This window comes from Solwaraspora sp. WMMB762 (genome assembly GCF_049179115.1).
In the GTDB taxonomy this organism is placed as follows: Bacteria; Actinomycetota; Actinomycetes; order Mycobacteriales; family Micromonosporaceae; genus Micromonospora_E.
The window spans coordinates 5,391,673-5,413,602 of record NZ_JBMHMD010000001.1; the positions used below are offsets into that span (position 1 = coordinate 5,391,673).

The following is a 21,930-nucleotide window of genomic DNA, read 5'->3' on the forward strand; positions in this document are numbered from 1 at the left end:
CGACAAGGTCAAGCTTGCCGTAGCGGCCTCGCGGACTGTCAGGCGTCTTGGAGTTCTCGGAGGTGGTGGTCGACCGCCTGGAACCGTGGCCAGTCCGGCGTGTGACAGCCGACGGCGTGCAGCGCGGTACGGATGTCCATCAGCAGCCTGCTGGCAGCGAACTCGAAGCTGGTGGCCTCGGTCGACGTGGCGATGTCCACGATCCGGTCAGCGAGCTTCGCGGCGATCTGGACCTCGACGTTCAGAGAATCCAGTTGTTCCTGGACCGCATCGATGAATTCTTCGAACTGCTCATCGGTGCCATGGGGGGTGCTGACGAAGGTCATCTGGACCGCGAGACGGAACTCTTTCACGTTGCCTCCCAGCACGTCGCCCGACGAAGCTGAGCCCTCATGTCTCGTAAGTAGTTCGGATTCGAGGGCGTTGTTGACATCGTCTTCATGCACTTACAGGGATTCGGGCACTTCAACTTGAAGTGCTTGTTCCCTCCTCCGGTGACGGACCATATAACTCATTTGGCGCACTGTCGGTTATGAGACAGTCACCGAAAGCTACTTTTTGCGAATGTTGCCGGCCGATCAGCTACGGCCCACCAGTGCAGTGTCGACGAACATGATGACGGGGGTGCGGCGTCGTTGCCGCCGCGACAAGGTCAAGCAACGATCGTCAACGCGATGGGCCCGGTGCGGCGCTGTCGAGGGCGATGGTGACGACCTTACGCACCGCGGGTACGCCCGGCGGGTCGCTTTCCCGGTCAGCGAAGAGCAGATGTCCGGTCCCTACCAGTATCGGCGCGAGCGTGTCGATGTCGGCGTCGACCGCGATCCGGCCGAGGTCGCGCTCGGCGGCCAGGTAGGACGCGATCATGGTCGTGGCGTCCGAGAGGATCGGCAGTCGCGGGTCCGGTCTGGTGCGTCGCAACCGGCTGCGCAGCTCGTCGCGGGAGACGATGAGACTGATCAGGGCGAGGGTCACCGATCCGAACAGCTCGGTGAGCAGCCCGGTCAGATTGTCGGCGACGGTGCCGGTCCCGGCTGCCTGCTGCAGGGCAGCGGCCTGGGTGTCGATCCGGGCCATCCGGTCCAGCACGAACTCGGTGAGGAAGGTGTCGAAGTCGGCGAAGCAGCGGTGCAGGACGCCCTTGGCGACCCCCGCCTCGGTGGTGACCGCCCGGCTGGTCAGACCACTTGGTCCAGCTTGGAGAAGGACGCGTTCGGCGGCGTCGAACAACAGCTCGCGCGCGTCGCGGATGGCCACACCGGTTGGCACTGTGCGCTCCTCAGCTCGCCTGTCGGACCGCCGCAATGGGCGATTGCCCACTAGAGTGGGCGCATGCCCACTTCATCGTCCGGGCGTCCACCGGATCCTCATCTTGCCAGGGGCGTCGCCGAATCGTTCGGCGTCGACGCACCGCGCTACGACCGGGCCAGACCTCGCTACCCCGACGCGCTGGTACGGCGGATCGTCGCCGCCAGTCCCGGATCCGAGGTGTTGAACGTCGGCTGCGGCACCGGCATCGAAGCCCGACAGTTCCAGCAGGCCGGCTGCACGGTGCTCGGGGTCGAACCCGACCCGCGGATGGCGGACTTTGCGCGGCGCGCCGGCGTCGAGGTCGAAGTGGCGACATTCGAGAAGTGGCAGGCCGCCGGACGGACCTTCGACGCTGTCATCGCCGGAACGGCCTGGCACTGGGTCGACCCGGTCGCCGGGGCGACCAAAGCCGCCCAGGTCCTGCGCACCGGTGGTCTGCTGGCACCCTTCTGGCACGTGTTCCAGCTCCCGTCCCTCGTGGCGGAAGCCTTCGCCGCCGCCTACCGGCGGGTGGTGCCCGACTCGCCGGTCACCTTCGAACCGGACAAGCAAGGTGTCGACGCGTACCAGCCGCTGTTGACCAGAGCCGCCGACGGCATGCACGAGGTCGGCGGGTTCAGCACCCCCGAGCAGCTGCGCTTCGACTGGACGCAGCCGTACACCCGCGACGAGCTGTTCGATCTCATGCTGACCCAGGGCCTCCTCACCCGGCTGGCACCGGACGAACAGGCGGCGATGTTGGACGGCGTCGGATTCGCTGTCGACAAGGCCGGTGGCAGCGTGACGATGTCCGGCACGACCGTTGCCGTCGTCGCGGTGCGGTACCCGCAGGGCCGCCGCAACAGCGGTCACGTCGGCGGAGTGAGCCGGGCGGTCGGTCGTCCGTGACCGTCAGCGCCGGTAGACGTCCGGGAAGGCGGCGAGGGCCGCCTGCAGGTCGGCCAAGGGTCCGCCGTTGACCGGCGTGCGGGCGGACAGCAACTCGTCGGTCCCGCGCCAGACTGCCACCGCGTAGTCAGCCTCAGGCACCTGGCACAGCGGCCTGCCAGCGGGCGTGCTCAGCTGCAGACCATGACGGCGGGTACGGCGTACGGCGAAACTCCAGCCGCTGCCGGCACCGGCCAACACGTAGCTGGCGTCCGGGTGCGCCAACAGGGTTACGACGCCGTTGAGCATGTCTGCGGCGGCGAGATACACCATCGACAATCCGCGCGATCCGAGTTGGCGGGAACTGTAGGCCCCGCCGTGCCAGCACAAACGGACGTGCCCCAACTCGAACCCGGTCACCTGCGGTGGCGCATCAACGGGTGCGTCGAACTGTACGGCGATCACACCAACATGATGATGGTGTCCCGCCGTCGATCGGCCGCTGCCGACGCGACGACAGGCCGGGTCCGCACAGGACAAGTCGATAACGCTAGGCATCTTCGATGTAGGCATAGCGTGATTACGAGAGGGCTGGGGTGCTGGTTCAGCTTGATGCCACAGGTGCATCAAGATGCACCTGTGGCATCAGGTCAGCGGAGCCACCCTGCTCCGGAGCAACCCGAGCGGCCAGTTCAGCCCAGGTCGGCCCAGGTCAGCCAGAGCGACCGGAGCAACGGTTCAGTCTTTGCTTTATTCAGCATCTGATGTACTGTCGCGGTCGTGGAGACGCTGACCTACGGGCAGGTGCTGGCGCGCTTCGGGCACGCCCTGTCCGACCCGGTACGGGCCCGGCTGCTGCTCGCGCTGCGCGACGGCCCCGGCTATCCCGCCGAGCTGGCCGACCTGCTCGGCACCAGCCGGCAGAACCTCTCCAACCACCTGGCCTGCCTGCGTGGCTGCGGCCTGGTCGTGGCGGTGCCCGAAGGCCGGCGGTCCCGCTACGAGCTGGCCGACCCTCGGCTCGCCCACGCCCTGGGCGACCTGCTCGGCCTGGTGCTGACCGTTGACCCGGCGGCCTGCCCGACCGCTGACACCGACGGCTGCTGCTGATGTCCGCCCAGCTGCCGCTCATCCCGATCGGCCCAACCCGACCGTCCGAACAGAACCAGCTGACCGGGCATGCCGGCCCGACCCGGCCGTCCGCCGCCCGGCAGGCGACGCTCGCCCGGCGAATCCGATGGTTCGTCGCCGCCACCATCGCCTACAACGTGATCGAGGCGGTTGTCGCGATCAGCGCCGGCACCGTCGCCTCCTCCACCGCGCTCATCGGGTTCGGCCTCGACTCGGTGGTCGAGGTGGCCTCCGCCGCCGCGGTCGCCTGGCAGTTCACCGGCGCCGACCACGAGCGCCGCGAACGCCGGGAACGCGCCGCGCTGCGGGTCATCGCCGTATCGTTCTTCGCCCTCGCCGGCTACGTCGGTGTCGAATCGGTACGGGCACTACTGGGCGCACACCGTCCGGACCACTCCACGGTCGGGCTGGTCCTCGCCGCGCTCTCCCTGGCGGTCATGCCGGTGCTCTCCACCGCGCAGCGCCGCGCCGGCCGGGAGCTCGGCTCGGCGTCGGCTGTCGCCGACTCGAAACAGACCCTGCTCTGCACCTATCTGTCCGCCGTCCTGCTCGTCGGGCTGGCGGTCAACTCGCTGTTCGGCTGGTGGTGGGCCGACTCGGCAGCCGCCCTCGTCATCGCCGCCGTCGCCGTCAAGGAAGGCCGGGAGGCCTGGCGCGGCGACGCCTGCTGCTGCACGTCCTAACGGAGGAACAGTGATCGCCGGCTTCGCTCTCGTCCTCTACCTGGCCGCACTCGCCATCGCGTTCGGCTGGCGTAGCGTCGTCCAATGGCGGCGCACCGGTGACACCGGGCTGCGCCTGGACGCGGGACGGCCCGGCTCGCTGCGCTGGTGGGCGAAGCTGATGTTCGTCGTGGCACTGCTGCTCGCAGCCGCCGGCCCGGTCGCCGCACTGGTCGGGCTTCCGCCACTGACTCCACTCGACCAGCCCTGGATTCGGCTGGCCGGGACGGCCCTGGCCGTCGCGGGTGCCGCGCTGACCCTCGCCGCCCAGCAGCAGATGGGATCGTCGTGGCGGGTCGGGGTCGATCCTGGTGAACGGACCACCCTGGTCACCCATGGCCTGTTCGGGATCGTCCGCAACCCGATCTTCACCGTGATGGCGGCCAGCGTCGTCGGCCTCGCCGCCATGGTGCCGAACGCTGTCAGCCTCACCGCGGCCGCCGTGCTGATCGTCTCGGTCCAGGTTCAGGTGCGGGCCGTCGAGGAGCCCTACCTGGTCGGTGTGCACGGCGAGGCGTGGACCCGGTACGCGGCCCGGGTCGGCCGGTTCCTGCCCGGCGTCGGCGCCTGGCGACCGCGCTCGGGCTGACCGCACCGACCGACCACATCCGGCCGGGTGGCTACCATCGCCGGGTGAACGAGGCAGCCGATGAGCGCAGGGCCGACCAGGGCGAGACGGGCGGGCCGGGTGAGCAGCGGCGCGGCACGCTGTCGGTGGTGCCGACGCCGATCGGCAACCCGCGCGACATCACGCTGCGGGCGCTGGACGTGCTGCGTACCGCCGGGTTGGTCGCCGCCGAGGACACCCGGCGGGCCAGGCGGCTGCTCGACGCGCACGACATCGACGTCCGCATTGTCAGCTGCTACGACCACAACGAGCAGGCCCGTACCGCCGAGTTGATCTCCGTGCTGAACGCCGGCACCGACGTCGCGTTGATCTCCGACGCCGGTACGCCGCTGGTCAACGACCCCGGCTATCTGGTGGTCGGGGCGGCGCTGGCCGACGGGCTGCGGGTCGACCCGCTACCCGGGGCGAGTGCCGCGCTGAGCGCCCTGGTCGGCTCCGGGCTGCCGGCCAACCGTTTCCTGTACGTCGGCTTCCTGCCCCGCAAGTCGGCGGCGCGGCGCACCGCGTTGACCGAGCTGGCCCCGTTGGCCGCCACGTTGATCTTCTTCGAGGCGCCGCACCGGGTGGTGGAGATGCTCGCCGACGTACGCGAGGTGCTCGGCGACCGGTCGGCGGCGCTGGTGCGCAACCTGACCAAGTCGCACGAGGAGTGGCTGCGCGGCCCGCTGTCCCAGGTGCACGCCGACCTGGCCGCCCGCGACGAGGTCAAGGGCGAGATCACCGTGGTGGTGGAGGGCGTCCGGCGGGGTGGGTCGACCAACGGCGGCGTCGGGGCCGGCGGCCTCGACCCGGACCGGGTGATCGAGCTGCTGCTCGGTGCGGGGCTGGACACCCGGACGGTACGGTCGTTGGCCGGTCAGTTGACCGGGCTGGCCCGCAACGAGGTCTACGACCGGGTGTCGGCGCTACGCCCGCGCTGAAGGCGCCTGCATAGATCTATTGACATGCTCGAAACACGCTGAGAATATTCGAGTACTGCGGGTGGGAGCGCTCCCATCCGCTGCTTTCGATGCACGACCGCTGACGCGGCGCGCCGGGCAGAGAGCCTCGCCCGCGCCGCACGACCATCGAAAGGACCCGGCGTGTCGATACTCTCCCGGCGGCGGACCGTTCCGCTCGCCGTCACCGCAGTGACGGCGCTGACCGCCACCGCACTCACCGCCGCTGTTCCTGCCCACGCGCAGGACGAGGCACCCGAACAGATTGTCAACGGCACCTTCGACGACGGCCATGCCCCCTGGTGGGGCACCCCCAACATCACCCTCGACTCCAGCAGCCAGCAGCTCTGCGCCGACATCCCCGGTGGCACCGTCAACCCGTGGGACGTCATCATCGGCCAGGACGACGTCCCGCTGGTCGCCGGCGAGACGTACGAATACAAGTTCTTCGCCACCGCCAACCCCAACAAGGTGATCCGGGCGCTGATCCAACTGCCGGTCGACCCGTGGGCCCAGTACATGGCGGCCAACCCCGAGGTCAGCGTCTCCGGCAACAATTACACGTACACGTTCACCGCGCCGACCGACCTGCCCAACGCACAGGTCGCCTTCCAGGTCGGCGGCAGCACCGACCCGTGGCGGCTCTGCCTGGATGACGTGTCGCTGCGCGGCGGCGCCGAACCAGAGGAGTACGTGCCGGACACCGGGCCCCGGGTACGGGTCAACCAGGTCGGCTACCTGCCGAAGGGGCCGAAGAACGCCACCCTTGTCACCGACGCCACCGACCCGCTGCCGTGGAAGCTGTACGACTCCACCGGCAAGATCGTCGTCAACGGCAAGACAAAGCCGCGCGGGCTGGACGAATCCTCCGGCCAGCAGGTCCACTCGATCACGTTCAGCCGCTTCGTCCGGCCCGGCACCGGCTACACCCTGGTCGCCGACGGCGAGACCAGCTTCCCGTTCGAGATCGGCACCAGCTTCTACACGCAGCTGCGTGCCGACGCGCTGAAGTTCTACTACACCCAGCGCAGCGGCATCGAGATCCGCGACGAGCTGCGGCCCGGCTACGGCCGCCCGGCCGGGCACGTCGGCGTCGCACCCAACCAGGGCGACCTGGAAGTACCGTGCCAGCCCGGCGTCTGTGACTACACGTTGGACGTCTCCGGCGGCTGGTACGACGCCGGTGACCACGGCAAGTACGTCGTCAACGGTGGCATCTCCGTCTACCAGCTGATGAACGAGTACGAGCGGGCCCGGCGGGTGCACCAGGGCAAGCCGTGGCTGCAGCGCGACGGCGTCCTGGACCTGCCGGAGAGCGGCAACAAGCTGCCGGACATCCTCGACGAGGCCCGCTGGCAGCAGGAGTTTCTGCTCAAGATGCAGGTCCCGGCCGGGCAGCCGCTGGCCGGCATGGCCCATCACAAGATCCACGACGCCGCGTGGACCGGTCTGCCGCTGCTGCCGCACCTCGACGCCCAGCTGCGCGAGCTGCACCCGCCGTCGACCGCCGCCACGCTCAACCTGGCGGCCACCGGCGCCCAGGCGGCGCGGGTGTTCGCGCCGTACGACGAGGCCTTCGCCGAGCGCAACCTGAACGCGGCCCGCACCGCGTGGGCGGCGGCCATGGCCAATCCGGAGATGTACGCCGACCCGGCCGACGCCACCGGCGGTGGTCCCTACGACGACGTCGACGTCACCGACGAGTTCTACTGGGCGGCCGCCGAGCTGTACCTGACCACCGGGGAGAGCGAGTTCCGCGACTTCGTGCTCGCCTCGCCGCACCACACCGGTGACATCTTCGAGGAGGGCGCGTTCGGCTGGCAGTGGACCGCTCCGCTGGGCCGGATGGCGCTGGCCACGACGCCGAACAGCCTGCCGGGCTGGTGGCAGGTGCGGGCGTCGGTGATCGAGGCGGCCGACCGCTACCTGGCCACGCTCAAGGCCCACCCGTACGGCATCCCGTACACCCCGGTCGGCAACATCTACGACTGGGGTTCGAACAGCGTCATCGTCAACAACGCGATCGTGATCGCCACCGCCTACGACCTGACCGGCAAGGAGAAGTACCGCGACGGGGTGCTGCAGACGATGGACTACATCTTCGGCCGCAACGCGCTCAACATCTCCTACGTCACCGGCTACGGCACGGTGTCGTCGCAGAACCAGCACTCCCGCTGGTACGCCCGGCAGCTCAACCCCGAGCTGCCGAACCCGCCGCGCGGCACGCTCGCCGGTGGTCCGAACTCGTCGATCCAGGACCCGGTGGCGCAGCGGCTGCTGACCGGCTGCGCGCCGCAGTTCTGTTACATCGACGACATCGAGTCCTGGGCCACCAACGAGCTGACCATCAACTGGAACGCGCCGTTGGCCTGGATCGCGGCCTTCATCGCCGACCAGGGCCGCGGCTGATCCACACCCCTGCGCCGCCCGGGCGGGTACCGGGCCGTGGCGGTCAGAACGTGTAGGTCCGGGCGACGGTCACCAGTTCGCTGGTGTGTGAACCGGCCACCCCGACCCCGGTCGGCCGGGGGGTGAAGCCGGGCAGGTCCGCCAGGCCGTCGCTGCCGTCGGCCACCCGGATCCGGACCGGGCCGGCGGCGGCGTTCGCGTCGTCGCCGGCCCGCAGCACCAGCACGACCTCCAGCCCCTGCGGCGGCGGGGCGTGGAACACCGTCCCGAAGCTCCACCCGTCACCGGAGGAGGTGCCGGTCGACTCGACCGGCACCTCCCGGCCGGCGACCGTCGCCGACACCACCTCGGGCCCGCCGACCGCCACGTGCAGCCCCACCAGCCGGACCGGCCGCTGCTGCAGCAGGCGCAGCCGCAGGGTACGCAGCCCGTCGGCGGCCACCCCGCTGTCGTCGAGCAGGTCCAGCGCCGGGGCCGGCAGGTCCGCCGCGTCAGCCGACCCGGTACGCAGTGGATGGTCGCCGATCAGCGGGAACTCGTCCGCCACCGAGGCGGTCTGGTCGACGTACCCGGCGGTCCACGGCTGCGGCCGGGTCTCCCAGCTCAACCAGCGGGCCTCGCCGGTGTCGGTGTCCAGCGCGTACATCAGCTGGGTCGGCACCGGATGGTCGGCGTCGAACCGGTCCCCGACGAAGCCGACGACGGTGAGCACCAGCGCGGCGAGCCCGCCGGCGACCGCCGGCACCGGCCCGGCCCGGCGGGCCCGGACCGCGGCGACGCCACGCTGCCCGCCGGCCTGCGGCAGCAGCAGGTCCAGCACCGGCAGCCCGGCCAGCGCCAGCAGCGTCGCGACGAACGCGGCGGCCGCGCCCAGGCCCATGCCCAGCGCCGGGAAGAGCAGCACCACCGTCGGCGCCAGCAACAGCACGCCGACCGCCGCCCCGGCGGCCAGTGCCACCACCGGCCACGGGCCGGTGATCCGCAGCGACAGCGCGACCAGGCAGCCGGCCGTGCCGGCCAGCGCCGGCAGCGTCGCCAGGTAGGACCCGCCGGGGGCGAGGGCGGCGAGCAGCAGACCGAGCAGGGCCAGCCAGGCCAGTCCACCGACGGCCAGCGCCGCCGGGCCGACCCGCCGCCGTAGCAACGCGTACCAGGTGAGAACGACGGCCGTGGTCAGCGCCAGCACCGCCAGCCGGTACGGCACCGGCCGGTACGGGTCGAGCAGGTCGGCGTACTCCGGCCGGAGCCGGACCACGACGGTCCACAGCAGTTGCGCGGCGGCCGGCGCGGCGACCAGCGGGACCGCCGCCAGGCCGAACCCGGCGGCCAGCCGCGGCCAGTCGGCCCGGCCGCGTCGCCGGGTCGCCCAGGCCAGTACACCGACCCCGACGGCGGCCAGCACCGCCAACGGCCAGGTGAGTGTGCCGGAGTAGCGGGCCAGCCCGAGCGGGGTGGGAAAGTAGGTGGCGTCGGAGTCGCCGGCCAGCGTCGGGATGTCCGTCGCGCCGAATCCGCGGGCCAGACCGAGGGTGTTGTCGCCGTGGTGCTGCAGGCTGGCCAGGTCCATCGACGCGGGAGTGTCCTGCGGGGTGTGGTAGATGGCCGATCCGTCGATGTACGCCGAGTTCAGCCCGGCGAAGCCGGCGTCCAGGAACGGGGTGAAGTCGGTGTCGTTGGGCAGCAGGCGGTAGACCTCGACGGCGAACGACGTACCGATCGGGTGCGGGGCGGCGCGGCCGAACACGTCGACCAGGGCGGCGTTGTCGCGGGACGTCTCGAAGGTGACCACCGGCCCGCTGCTGCCCCGTGCCTCCAGGTTGAGCACCACGGTGTCGTCGGCGTCGGCCAGCGGGTGCCCGGCGACGAACGCCGCCGCCCCGCACAGGCAGGCCTCCTCAGCGTCGGTGAACAGCAGCACGACGTCGTTACGTGGCCGGTCACCTTCGGCGATGGCACGGGCCACCTCCAGCAGGGTGCCGACGCCGGCGCCGTCGTCGTTGGCACCCGGACTGACCTGGACCGAGTCGTAGTGGGTGACCAGCACGATCCGTCCGGTCGGGTCGGTCCCGGGGATCCGGGCGACCACGTTGCGTACCCGGGCCAGGGTGGCGCCGCTGGCCGCGCCGCTGAGCTGCCCGGCCTCGACACCGACCGCGTCCTGGGTCTGCGGGGCCAGCCCCAGCCCGGTCAGCGTGTCGACCAGGTAGTCGCGGACGTCGTCGTTGGCGGCACTGCCGCTCGGGTGCGGTCGCTGCGCGATCCGTTCGATGTGCCGGTGGGCCCGCTCCGCGCTGAACTCGGTGGCCGGCGCGTCGGCGCCGCGCGGCGCGGGTGGGCGCAGGTCGACCAGCGCGACGGCGGTCAGCAGGCCGAGGGCGGCGAGCGCGGCGAGCGCGGCGGCCGGCCGCCGTCGGGGGCGGGCGAACGCCCGGTGGGCGGCGGCGACGAGGGGTACGCCCATTGGTGCTCTCCTGCGCTGCGGGGGTCGGGGTGCCTACATCCTGCCGAACCCGGGCCGGCCGGGTCACCAGGCGTCGGCCGGGTGGCCTAGTTTGTGAATGTTCCCGTGGTTGTGTGCCCTGGTCGGCCGGGAGACGATCAGCGGGTCATCGAGAAGGAGCCCACCATCGATACTCACCTGGCGCGGCGGCGGACCAGCGGCAGGCCGGCATGACCGGTTCGTCACTCGTTCCGCCCCGTTCCCATCCTCGGTCCGAGCCGGGCCCGCCGGTTGCTGTGACGCCGGCGGAGCGGTTGCGGGTGCTGCTGGTCGAGGACGACGAGGGCGACGCGTTCCTGGTCGGCGAGTTGCTGGCGGAGGCGCAGGCGGCGGTCGACCTGGTGGTGGCGAACAGCCTGAACCAGGCCCGGGAGCGGATCGCCGGGGTCGACTGCGTCCTGCTCGACCTGGGTCTGCCGGACGCGCAAGGGCTGGACGGCCTGCGCCGGGTGCTCGGCGTGGCCGGCCGGGCGGCGGTCTGCGTGCTCACCGGTCGGCAGGACGAACACCTCGGCATCGACGCGGTCGCCGAAGGCGCCCAGGACTACCTGGTCAAGGGCCAGGTCGACGGGGTTCTGCTGAGCCGGGCACTGCGGTACGCCGTCGAGCGTAAACGGGCCGACGAGAACGCCCGCCGGCTGCGCGAGGTCGAGCTGCGGCAGGCCGAGTCGGCCCGGCTGGAGCGCGGTCTGCTGCCGCAGCCGTTGATGGACACCGACGAGGTGTCGGTGCACACCTTCTACCGGCCGGGTCGGCACGCCGCGCTGATCGGCGGTGACTTTTTCGACGTGGTGCAGACCACGCCGGAGCGGATCGACCTGATCGTCGGCGATGTCTGCGGGCACGGCGTCGACGAGGCCGCGCTCGGGGTCGAGCTGCGGGTCGCCTGGCGGGCGCTGGTGTTGGCCGGGGTGGCCGATGACGCGGTGTTGCCGGCGCTGGAGCAGGTGCTGATGAGCGAGCGTCGGCTGCGGGAGATCTTCGCGACGGTGGCCGCGGTCCGGCTGGACCTGGCCGCCAACCGGGCCACTGTACGGTTGGCGGGACATCCGCCGCCGCTGTTGTTCCGCCACGGTCAGGTCGTGCCGGTGCCCGCCCCGGGCGGCCTGCTGCTCGGCGTCCACCCCCGCCCGCCCCGCGCCTTCGATGTGGAGTTCGACGCCGATGAGTGGTCCCTGTTGATGTACACCGACGGTCTGATCGAGGGGCGGTTCGGCGACTCCGACGAACGGCTGGACGTGGCCGGCCTGCAACGGCTGGTGGCCGAGCCGGCGGCTCAGGACGTGCCGCTGCCGGCGCTGCCCGGCTGGCTGGTCGGCCGGGCCGAGGAGATCAACGGCGGCCCGCTCGCCGATGACGTGGCGATGCTGCTGGTCAGCCGGGGCGGTGGCCGGTGACCGTACGCCCGATCGGCCGGTTGACGCTGCGCGCCCGGGTGACGCTGCTCTGCGTCGTGGTGGGCGGCCTGCTGGCGGTGCTGGCCGGCGGCGCGGCCCTGGTCGCCCGGGCCAACCAGGACCACATCGACACCGTCCTGACCCAGGTCGGCCCGCTGCGGACCGACGCGGAGAGCCTGCTGACCGTGCTGGTCGACCAGGAGACCGGGGTACGCGGCTACGCGGTCTCCGGCGACCCGGCCGATCTCGAACCGTACCGGCAGGGGGTGGCCCGGGAACGGCAGCTGATCGACCACATGCTCGGGCTGCTCGGCCCGGACAATCCGCTGCGTGCCCAGATCGAGGCCATCGCCGACCAGTCGCGGCAGTGGCGGGACCTGGTCGCCGAGCCGGCGATCGCCGCCGTCGAGACGGACGGGACCGCAGCCGGGCAGACGCTGCTCGACGACGCCGCCCGGCAGCGGTTCGACACGTTGCGGGCCGACGTCGACCAACTGCAGGCGGACATCCTCGCGGTGCGTAACCAGGTCGCGGCGGACGCCCGGGGGACGAGCCGGACGCTGGCCGGCCTGCTGGTCGTCGCGGCGGTGGTCGTGGTACTGGCCGGGGTGGTGCTGCTGATGTCGCTGAACCGGCTGGTGATCGGCCCGGTCACCGGTCTCGCCGCGCAGGTACGGCAGGTGGCCAACGGCGAATACCACCGGGACATCGCGAACATCGGGCCGCCGGAGCTGGCCGCGCTGGCCAGCGACGTGGACGGCATGCGGCGCAAGATCGCCGCCGATCTGGCCGAGGTGCGCGACGCCCGGGAACGGGTCGAGTGGGTGAACGGCCAGCTGCAGAAGCAGGCCGAGGAGCTGGTCCGCTCCAACCGTGACCTGGAGCAGTTCGCCTACGTGGCCTCGCACGACCTGCAGGAGCCGCTGCGCAAGGTGGCCAGCTTCTGTCAACTGCTGCAGCGCCGGTACGCCGGTCAGCTGGACGCCCGCGCGGACCAGTACATCGCGTTCGCGGTCGACGGCGCGCAGCGGATGCAGCGGTTGATCAACGACCTGCTGGCGTTCTCCCGGATCGGCCGGATGGCCTCCGGTTTCACCGACGTCGACCTGAACAAGGTGATGACCGACGTGGCCGGCCAGACCGAGGCGAGCCGGGAGTACGCCGGTGGCGAGCTGACCTGGTCGCAGCTGCCGGTGGTCCCCGGCGAGGAGCCGCTGTTGACGAACCTGCTGGTCAACCTGGTCAGCAACGCGTTCAAGTTCCGCCAGCCCCAGGTGCCGCCCCGGGTGGAGATCTCCGCTCGTGAGCTGGACGGCGAGTGGGAGATCACCTGCCGGGACAACGGCATCGGGATCGAGGCCGAGTTCGCCGACAAGATCTTCGTCATCTTCCAGCGGCTGCACTCGAAGGACGCCTACCCGGGCACCGGGATCGGGCTGGCGATCGGTAAGAAGATCGTCGAGTACCACGGCGGCCGGATCTGGGTGGACACCCAGGTCGACGAGGGTACGGCGATTCGTTTTACGCTTCCGGTGACCGCCCGCCCGGACCCGGTGTCCGCCGCGCCGGTCGACGGCGACGCGGAGCAGGCGGAGAAGGAGGCGAGCGTGTGATGACCGAACCGGACGGCACGAGCCCGATAGAGGTGCTGCTGGTCGAGGACGATCCGGGTGACGTGCTGATGACCCAGGAGGCGTTCGAGGAGCACAAGGTCCGTAACCGGCTCACCGTCGTCTCCGACGGCGCCGAGGCCCTGGCCTACCTGCGCCGGGAGGGCAAGTACGCCGACGCGGTGCTGCCCGACCTGATCCTGCTCGACCTCAACCTGCCCCGGCGCGACGGCCGTGAGGTCCTTGAGGAGATCAAGAAGGACGACGAACTGGGCCGGATCCCGGTGGTCGTGCTCACCACCTCGCAGGCCGACGAGGACATCCTGCGCTCCTACCAGCTGCACGCGAACGCGTACGTGACCAAGCCGGTGGACTTCGAGCGGTTCATCGCGGTGATCCGGCAGATCGACGAGTTCTTCGTCAGCGTGGTGAAGCTGCCCCCGCGCGGCTGACACATGATCGACGAGGTAGGTGAGCTGCTGCGCGAAGCGGCGGCGCGGGCGGTGCTGCCCTGGTTCAACCAGCTGTCCGCCGAGCACATCACCGAGAAGGCCCCAGGTGACCTGGTCACCGTGGCCGACCAGCAGGCCGAGGAGGTCATCGCGGCCGGGCTGCGTCGGCTGGCGCCGGGTTCGGTGGTGGTCGGTGAGGAGGCGGTCGCCGTCGATCCGCGGCTGCTGCGTCGGCTGGGCGACGCCGGCCGGGTCTGGCTGGTCGACCCGATCGACGGTACGGCGAACTACGCGGCCGGCCGTCGGCCGTTCGTGATGATGGTGGCCCTGCTCGCCGGGGGTGAGCCGGTGGCGAGCTGGATTCTCGACCCGGTGGCCGGGTCGCTGGTGTCGGCCGAGCGCGGGTCCGGCTGCTGGGTGGACGGGGTGCGGCTGACGTCACCGTCGACCATGCCGCCGGTGGGCCGGCTGCGTGGGGCGGTGCCGCTGGAGTATCTGCCGGTGCCGGTGCGGGCCGCTGTCGAGGCCGGCGGTGACCGGGTGGGTGCGGTGCTGCCGGGGCAGCACTGCGCCGGCCGGGAGCACTGGGACATCGCCGCCGGGGAGCAGGATTTCGCGGTGTTCTGGCGGACCCTGCCGTGGGACCACGTGCCGGGCACGTTGCTGGTGCGGGAGACCGGCGGCGTCGCGATGCGGCTGGACGGCAGCCCGTACGACTTCACCGACGACCGGTCGGGGCTGCTGGTGGCCCGGACCGACGCGGCCTGGCAGGAGGTACGGGCGGCGCTGCTGCCGGCCGGGTGATCAGCCGCCGGCCGGGTGCTCCGGGGCGGTCGGCTGGTCCGGGTCAGCCGGCTGCCAGTCGACGGCGAGGCTCTCCCGGGCGCCGGCGCGTTCCAGATGTTCGCCGACGAGGTACTCCACTCGGGCGAGCCCGATGTCGTCGTCGCTGTCGGCGTGCAGCCGGAGGCTTTCGTCGGTGGCGTCAATCCGGCAGGTGCCGAAGCCGAAGTCGATCAGCCCCTGGTCGGCGGTCCATTTGACCGGTACGGCGGTCGCGAAGTGTTCGCACAGCCGGGTCAGGTGGCGCCGCGACCGTGGGGTCCGGACGTGAGCCTCGGAACGTGGCACCAGAATCCTCACTGGAAACTGTGGATAAGGTTAGGCTAGCTTAATTTATTGCATCCCTGTGGCGTCGCCGGGATGGCAGTGCGACACGCCGGCCGTCACGATCTGTAATCGTGCTGATTTTGCGTGACGAGTTCATTGCCGCAGGTAATAGTTGGGACTCGACTGCGCGCCATCTGCATAGTGTGGTAATGCACTCGACGCGCCGGTGTTCCAGTGGCGACGGTGAAATCCGGTAAGCTGTGCCCGGTTTACGGACCGCGACCCGACAAAGTGATCCAGGAGGACGCGACTGTGGTCGGCACGACGAAACTCCGGCGGCGCTCCGGTGTGGCGGCGTCACTCGTTGCGCTGGTCACCGCGATCGCGCTGGTGATCGGCACGCCGGTCGCCTCGGCCGCACCCGACGCCCCGGACGAAGGCGACAACAAGAGCCTGCGCGAGGTCCTGGAAGCCGCTTCCAAGGGGCACATCGAGGCGAAGGCCAAGCTGGACAACTCCAAGAAACGCCAGAAGGAGCTGACCGCCCAGTACGACGCCGTACAGGAGCGGCTGGTCTCGCTCACCGACGAGGTCGGGCTGATGGCGGCCGAGTCCTACCGGGTGGGGCGACTGACCTCGGTCACCATGCTGCTGAACAGCGCCTCCCCGGCCGACATGCTGGACCGCGCCGCCGGGCTGGAGGTGATGGCCCAGCGGGAGGGCCGCAACCTGCGGGCCCTCACCGAAGCTCACGAGCAGGCCGCCCGGGCCAAGGCCGCGATCGACAACGAGGTACGGGAGCAGGAAAAGCAGGTCGCCATCATGGCCCGCAAGAAGCAGGACGCCGAGCGCGCCCTGGCGGCCGTCGGTGGCCAGTCCAGCGGTGGATTCGTCAGCACCACCTCGGCCGCCGCCAAACCCGCGCCCCGCAACTCCGACGGCTCCTGGCCCTCCGAGTCCTGCAACGTCGACGACCCGACCACCTCCGGCTGTATTACCCCGCGCACCCTGCACGCCTTGAACCAGGCGAAGTCCGCCGGCTTCACCCGGTACGTCTCCTGCTTCCGCAACGGCGGCAGCGGCGAGCACCCCAAGGGCCGGGCCTGCGACTTCTCCGCCGAAGCCGGCGGATTCCAGAACCGCGCCGCCACCGGTGGCAACCGCACGTACGGCAACAACCTCGCCAGCTACTACATCAACAACGCCGACCGGCTCGGTGTGCTCTACGTCATCTGGTACCGGCAGATCTGGATGCCCGGCACCGGTTGGCGGTCGTACAACGGCGGCGGCAGCCCGGCCGGCGACCACACCAACCACGTGCATCTGTCGATGCTCTGACCTGACCGCGTGCATCCCGGTCGGGCGACGGGCGGGATGCGTACCATCACAGCGATGGACTCGCCACCACCGGACGTCGCCACCGACAGCGCCGACCCGGCAGACTCCGCCGCCGACACCCAGCTCGCGGCCGGCACCCAGGTCGAGACACCGCCGGCTACGCCGCTGCGGCCCGGCCTGGCCGCCGCGCTGGTCTTCGTCTCCAGCGGCGCCGTACTGGTGCTGGAGATCGTCGCGCTGCGGCTGGTCGGGCCGTACATCGGGGTGACCCTGCAGACCAACAGCGCGGTGATCGGCGTCGCGTTGGCCGCGATCGCCTACGGCACCTGGATCGGTGGCCGGATCGCCGACCGGCGCGACCCCCGCCCGCTGCTGCCGGCCGCGCTGGTCCTCGCCGGGATCACCACCGCGATCACCCTTCCGCTGGTGCGGTACGCCGGTGAACTGCTGCGCGGCAGCGCCGTGGTGGGCATCCTGCTGCTCACCATGGTGGCCATCGTGCTGCCGGCCGCGCTGCTGTCGGCGGTCACCCCACTGGTGATCAAACTGCAGCTCGGTGACCTGAACCGCACCGGCGAGGTGGTCGGCAAGCTGTCCAGTATCGGTACGCTCGGCGCGATCACCGCCACCCTCGGCACCGGCTTCTTCCTGGTCGCCACGCTACCCAGCAGCGTGATCATGATGACGCTGGCGCTGCTGCTCGGCGGCAGCGGTATCGCCCTCGGGGTGTATCTGCACCGCACCCGGCCACCCACCGCCGCCGCCACCACCACCGCCACCGGCGGCGCAGCGCCCGGCGGCCGGACCGGCATCGCCACGCGGTCCGCCGTCGCCGTGACCGGGCTGCTCGCCGTCGGCCTCGCCGTCGTCGCACCCGACCCGTGCGATGTGGAGACCGAGTACCACTGCGCCACCGTGCAGGCCGACCCGGACCGCGGCTCCGGCCGGCTGCTGCTGCTCAACTCGGCCCGCCACTCGTACGTGGACCTCGACGACCCCACCCACCTGGAGTTCGCCTACACCAAATGGATCGGTGCGGCCCTCGACGTGACCGCCCCACCCGGGGAACCGCTCGACGCGCTGCACCTCGGCGGCGGTGGCTTCACCATGCCCCGGTACCTCAGCGCCACCCGGCCGGGCACCCGCAACACCGTCTACGAAATCGACGGTGGACTGGTCGACCTGGGCGTGCGGGAGCTCGACGTACAGCCGGGTCCCGACCTGGCCGTGGTGGTCGGCGACGCCCGGATCCTGGTCACCGACCTGCCCACGGACAGCGTCGACGTGGTCGTCGGGGACGCGTTCGGGCACCTGGTCGTGCCCTGGCACCTGGCCACCCGGGAGATGGCCGCCGAGATTCGCCGGGTGGTCCGACCGGGCGGCAGCTACCTGCAGAACGTGATCGACTACCCGCCGCTGCGGTTCATCCAGGCCGAGGTGGCCACCGTCGCGGCCGAGTTCCCCGAGGTGGCGCTGATCACCCGGCCGGGGGCGTCGACCCGGCTCAGCGGCAGCAACTTCGTCATCCTCGCCGCCGACCGGCCGCTGCCGTTGGACGAGGTACGGGCCCGGTTGACCGCTTCGGTCGGTGCCGAGTTCGATCTGCTCGCCGGGGACGAGCTGACCGATTTCGTGGCCGGCGCGCAGCCGCTCACCGACGACTATGCCCCGGTCGACCAGCTGCTCGTCGCCCCCTGACGCGTTTCCGCAGGTGTAGCTCGGGCCAGATCGGGCAACTCGGGAGTCATGGGTGGGGTGGCGAACGACTGCGGGCAACTGCTCGGTGACCGGTACCGGCTGATCGAACGGCTCGGCACCGGCGGGACGTCGGTGGTCTGGCGCGGCTACGACGAGATCCTCGACCGGCAGGTCGCGATCAAGGTCCTCGCCCCGCAGTACGCTCCGGACCAGGTGTTCCGCCACCGGATCCGGGTGGAGGCGCAGGCCGCCGCCCGACTGTGCCACCCGCACATCACCAACGTCTACGACTACGGCGAAGCCGTCCGGGACGAAGCCACCCTGCCGTACGTGGTGATGGAACTGGTCGACGGTGAGTCGCTGGCCACCCGGCTGCGCCGGGAACACATCCTGTCCTGGCGGGACGCGGTGGTGGCCTGCGCCGAGGTCGCCTCGGCGCTGGCCGCCGCGCACGCCACCGGCGTCGTGCACCGCGACGTCACCCCGGCCAACGTCATGCTGACCAGCACCGGAGCAAAGGTCGTCGACTTCGGCATCTCCGCGTTGGCCGGCGAGAGCGACGTCGGCCCGGACGGCAACCTGCTCGGCACCCCGGCATACCTGGCGCCGGAGCGCCTCAACGGCGGCCAGGTCTCCCCGGCCACCGACGTGTACGCCGTCGGCCTGCTGCTCTACCGCTCACTCACCGGCCGGCTGCCCTGGCAGGCCGCGAGCGTCACCCAGATGCTGCGGGCACACCTGCACACCGTGCCCGACCCGATGCCGCCGGTCGCCGGACTGCCGGCGGAGGTGGTCGACCTCACCCTGCGGTGCCTGGCCAAATGCCCGGCGGACCGGCCGACCAGCGAGGAGGTGGCGAAGACGTTGGCGGCAGCCGTCGGGGTCGCCGCCGGGCTGTCGCCGTCGATGGTGGCGCCACTGCCGAACCGGCCGGGCTCCGCCACCGACGGCGCCACCGACGACGGCCCGCCACCCGTCGGCGTCGACGTCACCTGCGGGCTGGAGGTCACCGGGCTGGACCTGCCGGTCGCGACCGGCACCGGCCGGCGGCGCCGGCTGCGGACCTCGTGGGTGCAGCGCCGGGCGGAAGCCGTGGTGATCGGGGTCGGCCTGATGATGCTCAGCGCCCTGGTCTGGGCCGGAGCCGGTGCCACGCCGGCCACCGACCGGTTCCGTGAGGCGGTGGCCGCGCCGCCGGACTTCGGGCTCGCCGCCCAGTCCTCGGCGCCCTGCCGGGTCGAATACACGGTGCGCGGCGACTCCGGGCGGGAGTTCGTCGCGGCAGCCACCGTCACCAACACCGGGTCCGCCGAACTGACCGACTGGTCGCTGCGCTTCGCCTTCCCCGGCACCCAACGGCTCACCGCGGTGCGGGGCGGCCAGTGGGAACAGCAGGGCGGCGACGTACGGCTGCGGCCCGCCGCCGACGTCACCACCCTGGCCCCGGGGGCGACCGCGCAGCTCCAGCTGGCCGGTGACTACGACGGGGTCAACACCCTGCCGCTGGAGTTCCACCTCGACGAGCTGATCTGCGACGTGTCCGTCGCGGCGGTCGCCGGACAGGCGGCGGGCGCGACGACCGAGCTGCTGGAAACGGCGACCGGTCAGCCCGCCACCGACCCGTCCCCGGCCCGGTCGGCCACCGGTGGGCGGTAGGGATCGGGTGACGGGGTACGGGTTCAGGTGGCGGCGGCGAACCGCTGCACCTGTTCGGTGGTGCCGGAGACGATCAGCAGAGCACCTTCGCGCAGTTCGGTCTCCCGGTCGGCGTAGGTGAACCGTTCCCCCGGCATCTTCACCCCGATCACCGTCACCCCGTACCGCGACCGCAGGTCGGTCTCGCCGAGCCGCCGGCCCGCCGTACCGCTCGGCAGCCGGGTCTCGGCGATCGAGAAACCGTCGTCGAACTCGATGAAGTCGAGCATCTTGCTGGTGATCAGGTGCGCCACCCGGTCGCCCATCGCGGCCTCCGGGTAGATGACGTGCCGGGCGCCGACGGAACGCAGGATCTTGCCGTGCTTGCCGGAGACCGCCTTGGCCCACACCTCGGTGACGCCGATCTCGGCGAGGCTGAGCACGGTCAACACGCTGGCCTCGACATCTGAGCCGATGCCGACCACCACCCGCTGGAAGTCCCGCAGACCCAGCTGACGCAGCGCCTCGGTGTCGGTCGAGTCGGCCTGCACCACGTACGTCAGGCGGTCCGCCCACTGCTGGACCACCGCCGAGCTGGAGTCGACGCCGAGCACGTCGAAGCCCATCCGCAGCATGGAATCGGCGATCTGGCCGCCGAACCGGCCGAGCCCGATGATGACAGCGGTCCGGGTGGACCTGGTGCCGGTACGGTCAGCCAACGATGGGTCGCTCCTCCGGGTAGTGGAACCGTCGCCGCCGGGTGTTCAACGCGATCGCCGAGCCCAACGTGACGCTGCCGATCCGGCCGACGAACATCAGCACGACGAGCAGCACCTGAGCGGGGTCGGGCAGGTCGCCGGTGATCCCGGTGGACAGCCCGGTCGTGCCGAACGCCGACGTCACCTCGTACAGCGCCTGTTCGCCGCCGATGTCGTCGGTCAGGCTGATCAGCGCCAGGGTGCCGGCCCCGACCAACGCCACGCCGATCAGCGCGACGGTCAGCGCCTGACGCTGGCTGGCCGCCGCGATCCGGCGCCGGCCGATCACCACGTCGTGCTCGCCGCGCAGCTCCGACCAGATGACGAAGGCGAGCAGGAAGAAGGTGGTCACCTTGATGCCGCCGGCGGTGCTGGCGCTGCCACCGCCGATGAACATCATCCCGATGGAGACCGCCGTCGTCTCCGGGTTGAACTCTCCCGGGTCGACCGTGTTGAACCCGCCGGACCGGGTCATCACGTCCTGGAACAGCGCGGCCAGCAGCTTCTCCGGCAGGTCGAGCGGGCCCAGGGTACGCGGGTTGGCCCACTCGAAGGTGAGCATGCTGACGAAGCCGGTGCCGATCAGCGCCAACGTGCCCCAGACGGTCAGCCGGGTGTGCACCGACCAGCGCTGCGGCCGGCTGCGCTCGCGGGCCAGCTCGAACAGGGCCGGGAAGCCGAGCCCGCCGACCACCACGCCGACGATCAGCGGCAGGCAGATCCACCAGTCACCGACGAACTGGACCAGCCCGTCGGAGTAGAGGGCGAAGCCGCCGTTGTTGAACGCCTGGACGGCGTGGAACAGCCCGTACCACAGGGCCCGGGGCGGTGGGTAGTCGTAGTGCAGCCACAGCCGGGCGGCCAGGATGAGGGTGATCGCCGTTTCGGCGCCGAGCATCGTCGCCGCGATCCGCAGCAGCACCCGCCGGATGTCGGACAGCGCCAGGCTGTTGGTCTCCGCCTGCGCGGTGAGCCGGCTGCGCAGCCCCAGCCGGCGCGACACCAGCAGGCCGAGCAGGGTGGCCAGCGACATGATCCCGAAGCCGCCGAGCTGGGTGAGCACGGTGATCAGCACCAGACCGAGCGGCGTCCAGTAGGCCGGGGTGTCGGTAACGGCCAGCCCGGTCACGCAGACCGCCGAGGTGGCGGTGAACAGGGCCGTGACGAAGGGAGCCGCGTCAGGTCCCTGGCGGCTGGCCGGCACCATCATCAGTACGGTGCCCACGGCGATCGCCCCGAGGAACGCGATCGGCACGATCCGGGCGGGGTTTCGCAGCGGCCGGCGCATCAATGATGTCATACCACCGCAAAACCGAAAAACACCGGATATTGATCAACATTCATGTGGTGGTCGGCCGGTCACCGTCCGCCCGTCGCCCACCGGTCTCCCGCCCGTCGCCTGGGACGTCTTCACTGACGCCCGACC

At 71.1% G+C, this 21,930-nt stretch carries 20 protein-coding genes; 13 read left to right on the forward strand and 7 right to left on the reverse strand.

The annotated features are described in order from the left end of the window. Positions 1 to 38 precede the first annotated feature (38 nt). A complete protein-coding gene (locus ACN27J_RS24125; RefSeq protein WP_421369751.1) occupies positions 39 to 446 on the reverse strand; it encodes a hypothetical protein in 408 nt (135 codons plus the stop codon). Between the two features lie 220 nt (positions 447 to 666). Next, the gene (locus ACN27J_RS24130) at positions 667 to 1,269 is read right to left on the reverse strand and encodes a TetR/AcrR family transcriptional regulator (RefSeq protein WP_421369753.1); all 603 of its coding nucleotides are present in this window, start codon (positions 1,267 to 1,269) and stop codon (positions 667 to 669) included. 63 nt (positions 1,270 to 1,332) lie between these two features. Between ACN27J_RS24130 and ACN27J_RS24135 the strand changes: the two genes are divergently transcribed. After that, complete coding sequence (locus ACN27J_RS24135; RefSeq protein ID WP_421369755.1) at positions 1,333 to 2,199, forward strand: class I SAM-dependent methyltransferase; 867 nt, start codon at positions 1,333 to 1,335, stop codon at positions 2,197 to 2,199. A gap of 3 nt (positions 2,200 to 2,202) precedes the next feature. On the opposite strand, the gene ACN27J_RS24140 is transcribed toward ACN27J_RS24135, so the two are convergent. Next, positions 2,203 to 2,643, reverse strand: coding sequence for a hypothetical protein (locus ACN27J_RS24140; protein ID WP_421369756.1), 441 nt, complete (start codon positions 2,641 to 2,643; stop codon positions 2,203 to 2,205). A gap of 315 nt (positions 2,644 to 2,958) precedes the next feature. Here ACN27J_RS24140 and ACN27J_RS24145 point away from each other — a divergent pair, with 315 nt between their 5' ends. The 5 genes from ACN27J_RS24145 (at position 2,959) to ACN27J_RS24165 (ending at position 8,006) form a co-directional block, all read left to right on the forward strand. After that, a complete protein-coding gene (locus ACN27J_RS24145) occupies positions 2,959 to 3,288 on the forward strand; it encodes an ArsR/SmtB family transcription factor (RefSeq protein ID WP_278173557.1) in 330 nt (109 codons plus the stop codon). Beyond that, a complete protein-coding gene (locus tag ACN27J_RS24150) occupies positions 3,288 to 3,992 on the forward strand; it encodes a cation transporter (protein WP_421369758.1) in 705 nt (234 codons plus the stop codon). The genes ACN27J_RS24145 and ACN27J_RS24150 overlap by 1 nt, the downstream gene beginning before the upstream one ends. Positions 3,993 to 4,005: 13 nt before the next feature. Further along, positions 4,006 to 4,620, forward strand: a complete 615-nt coding sequence (locus ACN27J_RS24155; protein ID WP_421372427.1) for a methyltransferase family protein — start codon at positions 4,006 to 4,008, stop codon at positions 4,618 to 4,620. A 44-nt stretch (positions 4,621 to 4,664) separates the two neighbouring features. Continuing rightward, on the forward strand, positions 4,665 to 5,579 hold the full coding sequence (gene rsmI, locus ACN27J_RS24160) for a 16S rRNA (cytidine(1402)-2'-O)-methyltransferase (RefSeq protein ID WP_421369760.1): 915 nt from the start codon (positions 4,665 to 4,667) through the stop codon (positions 5,577 to 5,579). Positions 5,580 to 5,741: 162 nt separating this feature from the next. After that, positions 5,742 to 8,006: a glycoside hydrolase family 9 protein gene (locus ACN27J_RS24165; protein ID WP_421369762.1), complete on the forward strand. Its 2,265-nt coding sequence runs from the start codon at positions 5,742 to 5,744 to the stop codon at positions 8,004 to 8,006. Between the two features lie 43 nt (positions 8,007 to 8,049). On the opposite strand, the gene ACN27J_RS24170 is transcribed toward ACN27J_RS24165, so the two are convergent. Further along, positions 8,050 to 10,467 carry a M28 family peptidase gene (locus tag ACN27J_RS24170; protein ID WP_421369764.1) on the reverse strand — a complete coding sequence of 806 codons (2,418 nt, stop codon included), beginning with the start codon at positions 10,465 to 10,467 and terminating at the stop codon, positions 8,050 to 8,052. A 209-nt stretch (positions 10,468 to 10,676) separates the two neighbouring features. Here ACN27J_RS24170 and ACN27J_RS24175 point away from each other — a divergent pair, with 209 nt between their 5' ends. The 4 genes from ACN27J_RS24175 to ACN27J_RS24190 are packed head-to-tail and all read left to right on the forward strand — an operon-like array spanning position 10,677 to position 14,769. Then, on the forward strand, positions 10,677 to 11,903 hold the full coding sequence (locus tag ACN27J_RS24175) for a PP2C family protein-serine/threonine phosphatase (protein WP_421369766.1): 1,227 nt from the start codon (positions 10,677 to 10,679) through the stop codon (positions 11,901 to 11,903). Continuing rightward, entirely contained in the window at positions 11,900 to 13,516 is a 1,617-nt protein-coding gene (locus ACN27J_RS24180) for a sensor histidine kinase (RefSeq protein WP_421369768.1), read from the forward strand. The genes ACN27J_RS24175 and ACN27J_RS24180 overlap by 4 nt, the downstream gene beginning before the upstream one ends. Further along, positions 13,516 to 13,965 (forward strand): response regulator, encoded by a 450-nt coding sequence (locus ACN27J_RS24185; protein WP_278173569.1) that lies wholly within the window; start codon positions 13,516 to 13,518, stop codon positions 13,963 to 13,965. Before ACN27J_RS24180 ends, ACN27J_RS24185 begins: the two co-directional genes overlap by 1 nt. A gap of 3 nt (positions 13,966 to 13,968) precedes the next feature. After that, on the forward strand, positions 13,969 to 14,769 hold the full coding sequence (locus ACN27J_RS24190; protein ID WP_421369770.1) for an inositol monophosphatase family protein: 801 nt from the start codon (positions 13,969 to 13,971) through the stop codon (positions 14,767 to 14,769). Here the strand turns inward: ACN27J_RS24190 and ACN27J_RS24195 are convergent, their stop codons facing one another. Continuing rightward, positions 14,770 to 15,096, reverse strand: coding sequence for a DUF2218 domain-containing protein (locus ACN27J_RS24195; RefSeq protein ID WP_421369772.1), 327 nt, complete (start codon positions 15,094 to 15,096; stop codon positions 14,770 to 14,772). A 291-nt stretch (positions 15,097 to 15,387) separates the two neighbouring features. Between ACN27J_RS24195 and ACN27J_RS24200 the strand changes: the two genes are divergently transcribed. The 3 genes from ACN27J_RS24200 to ACN27J_RS24210 are packed head-to-tail and all read left to right on the forward strand — an operon-like array spanning position 15,388 to position 19,767. After that, positions 15,388 to 16,413, forward strand: a complete 1,026-nt coding sequence (locus ACN27J_RS24200) for a coiled-coil domain-containing protein (protein ID WP_421369774.1) — start codon at positions 15,388 to 15,390, stop codon at positions 16,411 to 16,413. Positions 16,414 to 16,467: 54 nt separating this feature from the next. Further along, positions 16,468 to 18,111 (forward strand): fused MFS/spermidine synthase, encoded by a 1,644-nt coding sequence (locus ACN27J_RS24205; RefSeq protein WP_421369776.1) that lies wholly within the window; start codon positions 16,468 to 16,470, stop codon positions 18,109 to 18,111. Between the two features lie 48 nt (positions 18,112 to 18,159). After that, positions 18,160 to 19,767, forward strand: coding sequence for a serine/threonine-protein kinase (locus ACN27J_RS24210; RefSeq protein ID WP_421369778.1), 1,608 nt, complete (start codon positions 18,160 to 18,162; stop codon positions 19,765 to 19,767). 23 nt (positions 19,768 to 19,790) lie between these two features. Here ACN27J_RS24210 and ACN27J_RS24215 read toward each other — a convergent pair whose 3' ends face one another. Both ACN27J_RS24215 and ACN27J_RS24220 read right to left on the reverse strand, forming a co-directional pair. Next, positions 19,791 to 20,465 (reverse strand): potassium channel family protein, encoded by a 675-nt coding sequence (locus ACN27J_RS24215; RefSeq protein WP_421369780.1) that lies wholly within the window; start codon positions 20,463 to 20,465, stop codon positions 19,791 to 19,793. Beyond that, a complete protein-coding gene (locus ACN27J_RS24220) occupies positions 20,458 to 21,792 on the reverse strand; it encodes a TrkH family potassium uptake protein (RefSeq protein ID WP_421369782.1) in 1,335 nt (444 codons plus the stop codon). Before ACN27J_RS24220 ends, ACN27J_RS24215 begins: the two co-directional genes overlap by 8 nt. Between the last annotated feature and the right edge of the window lie 138 nt (positions 21,793 to 21,930).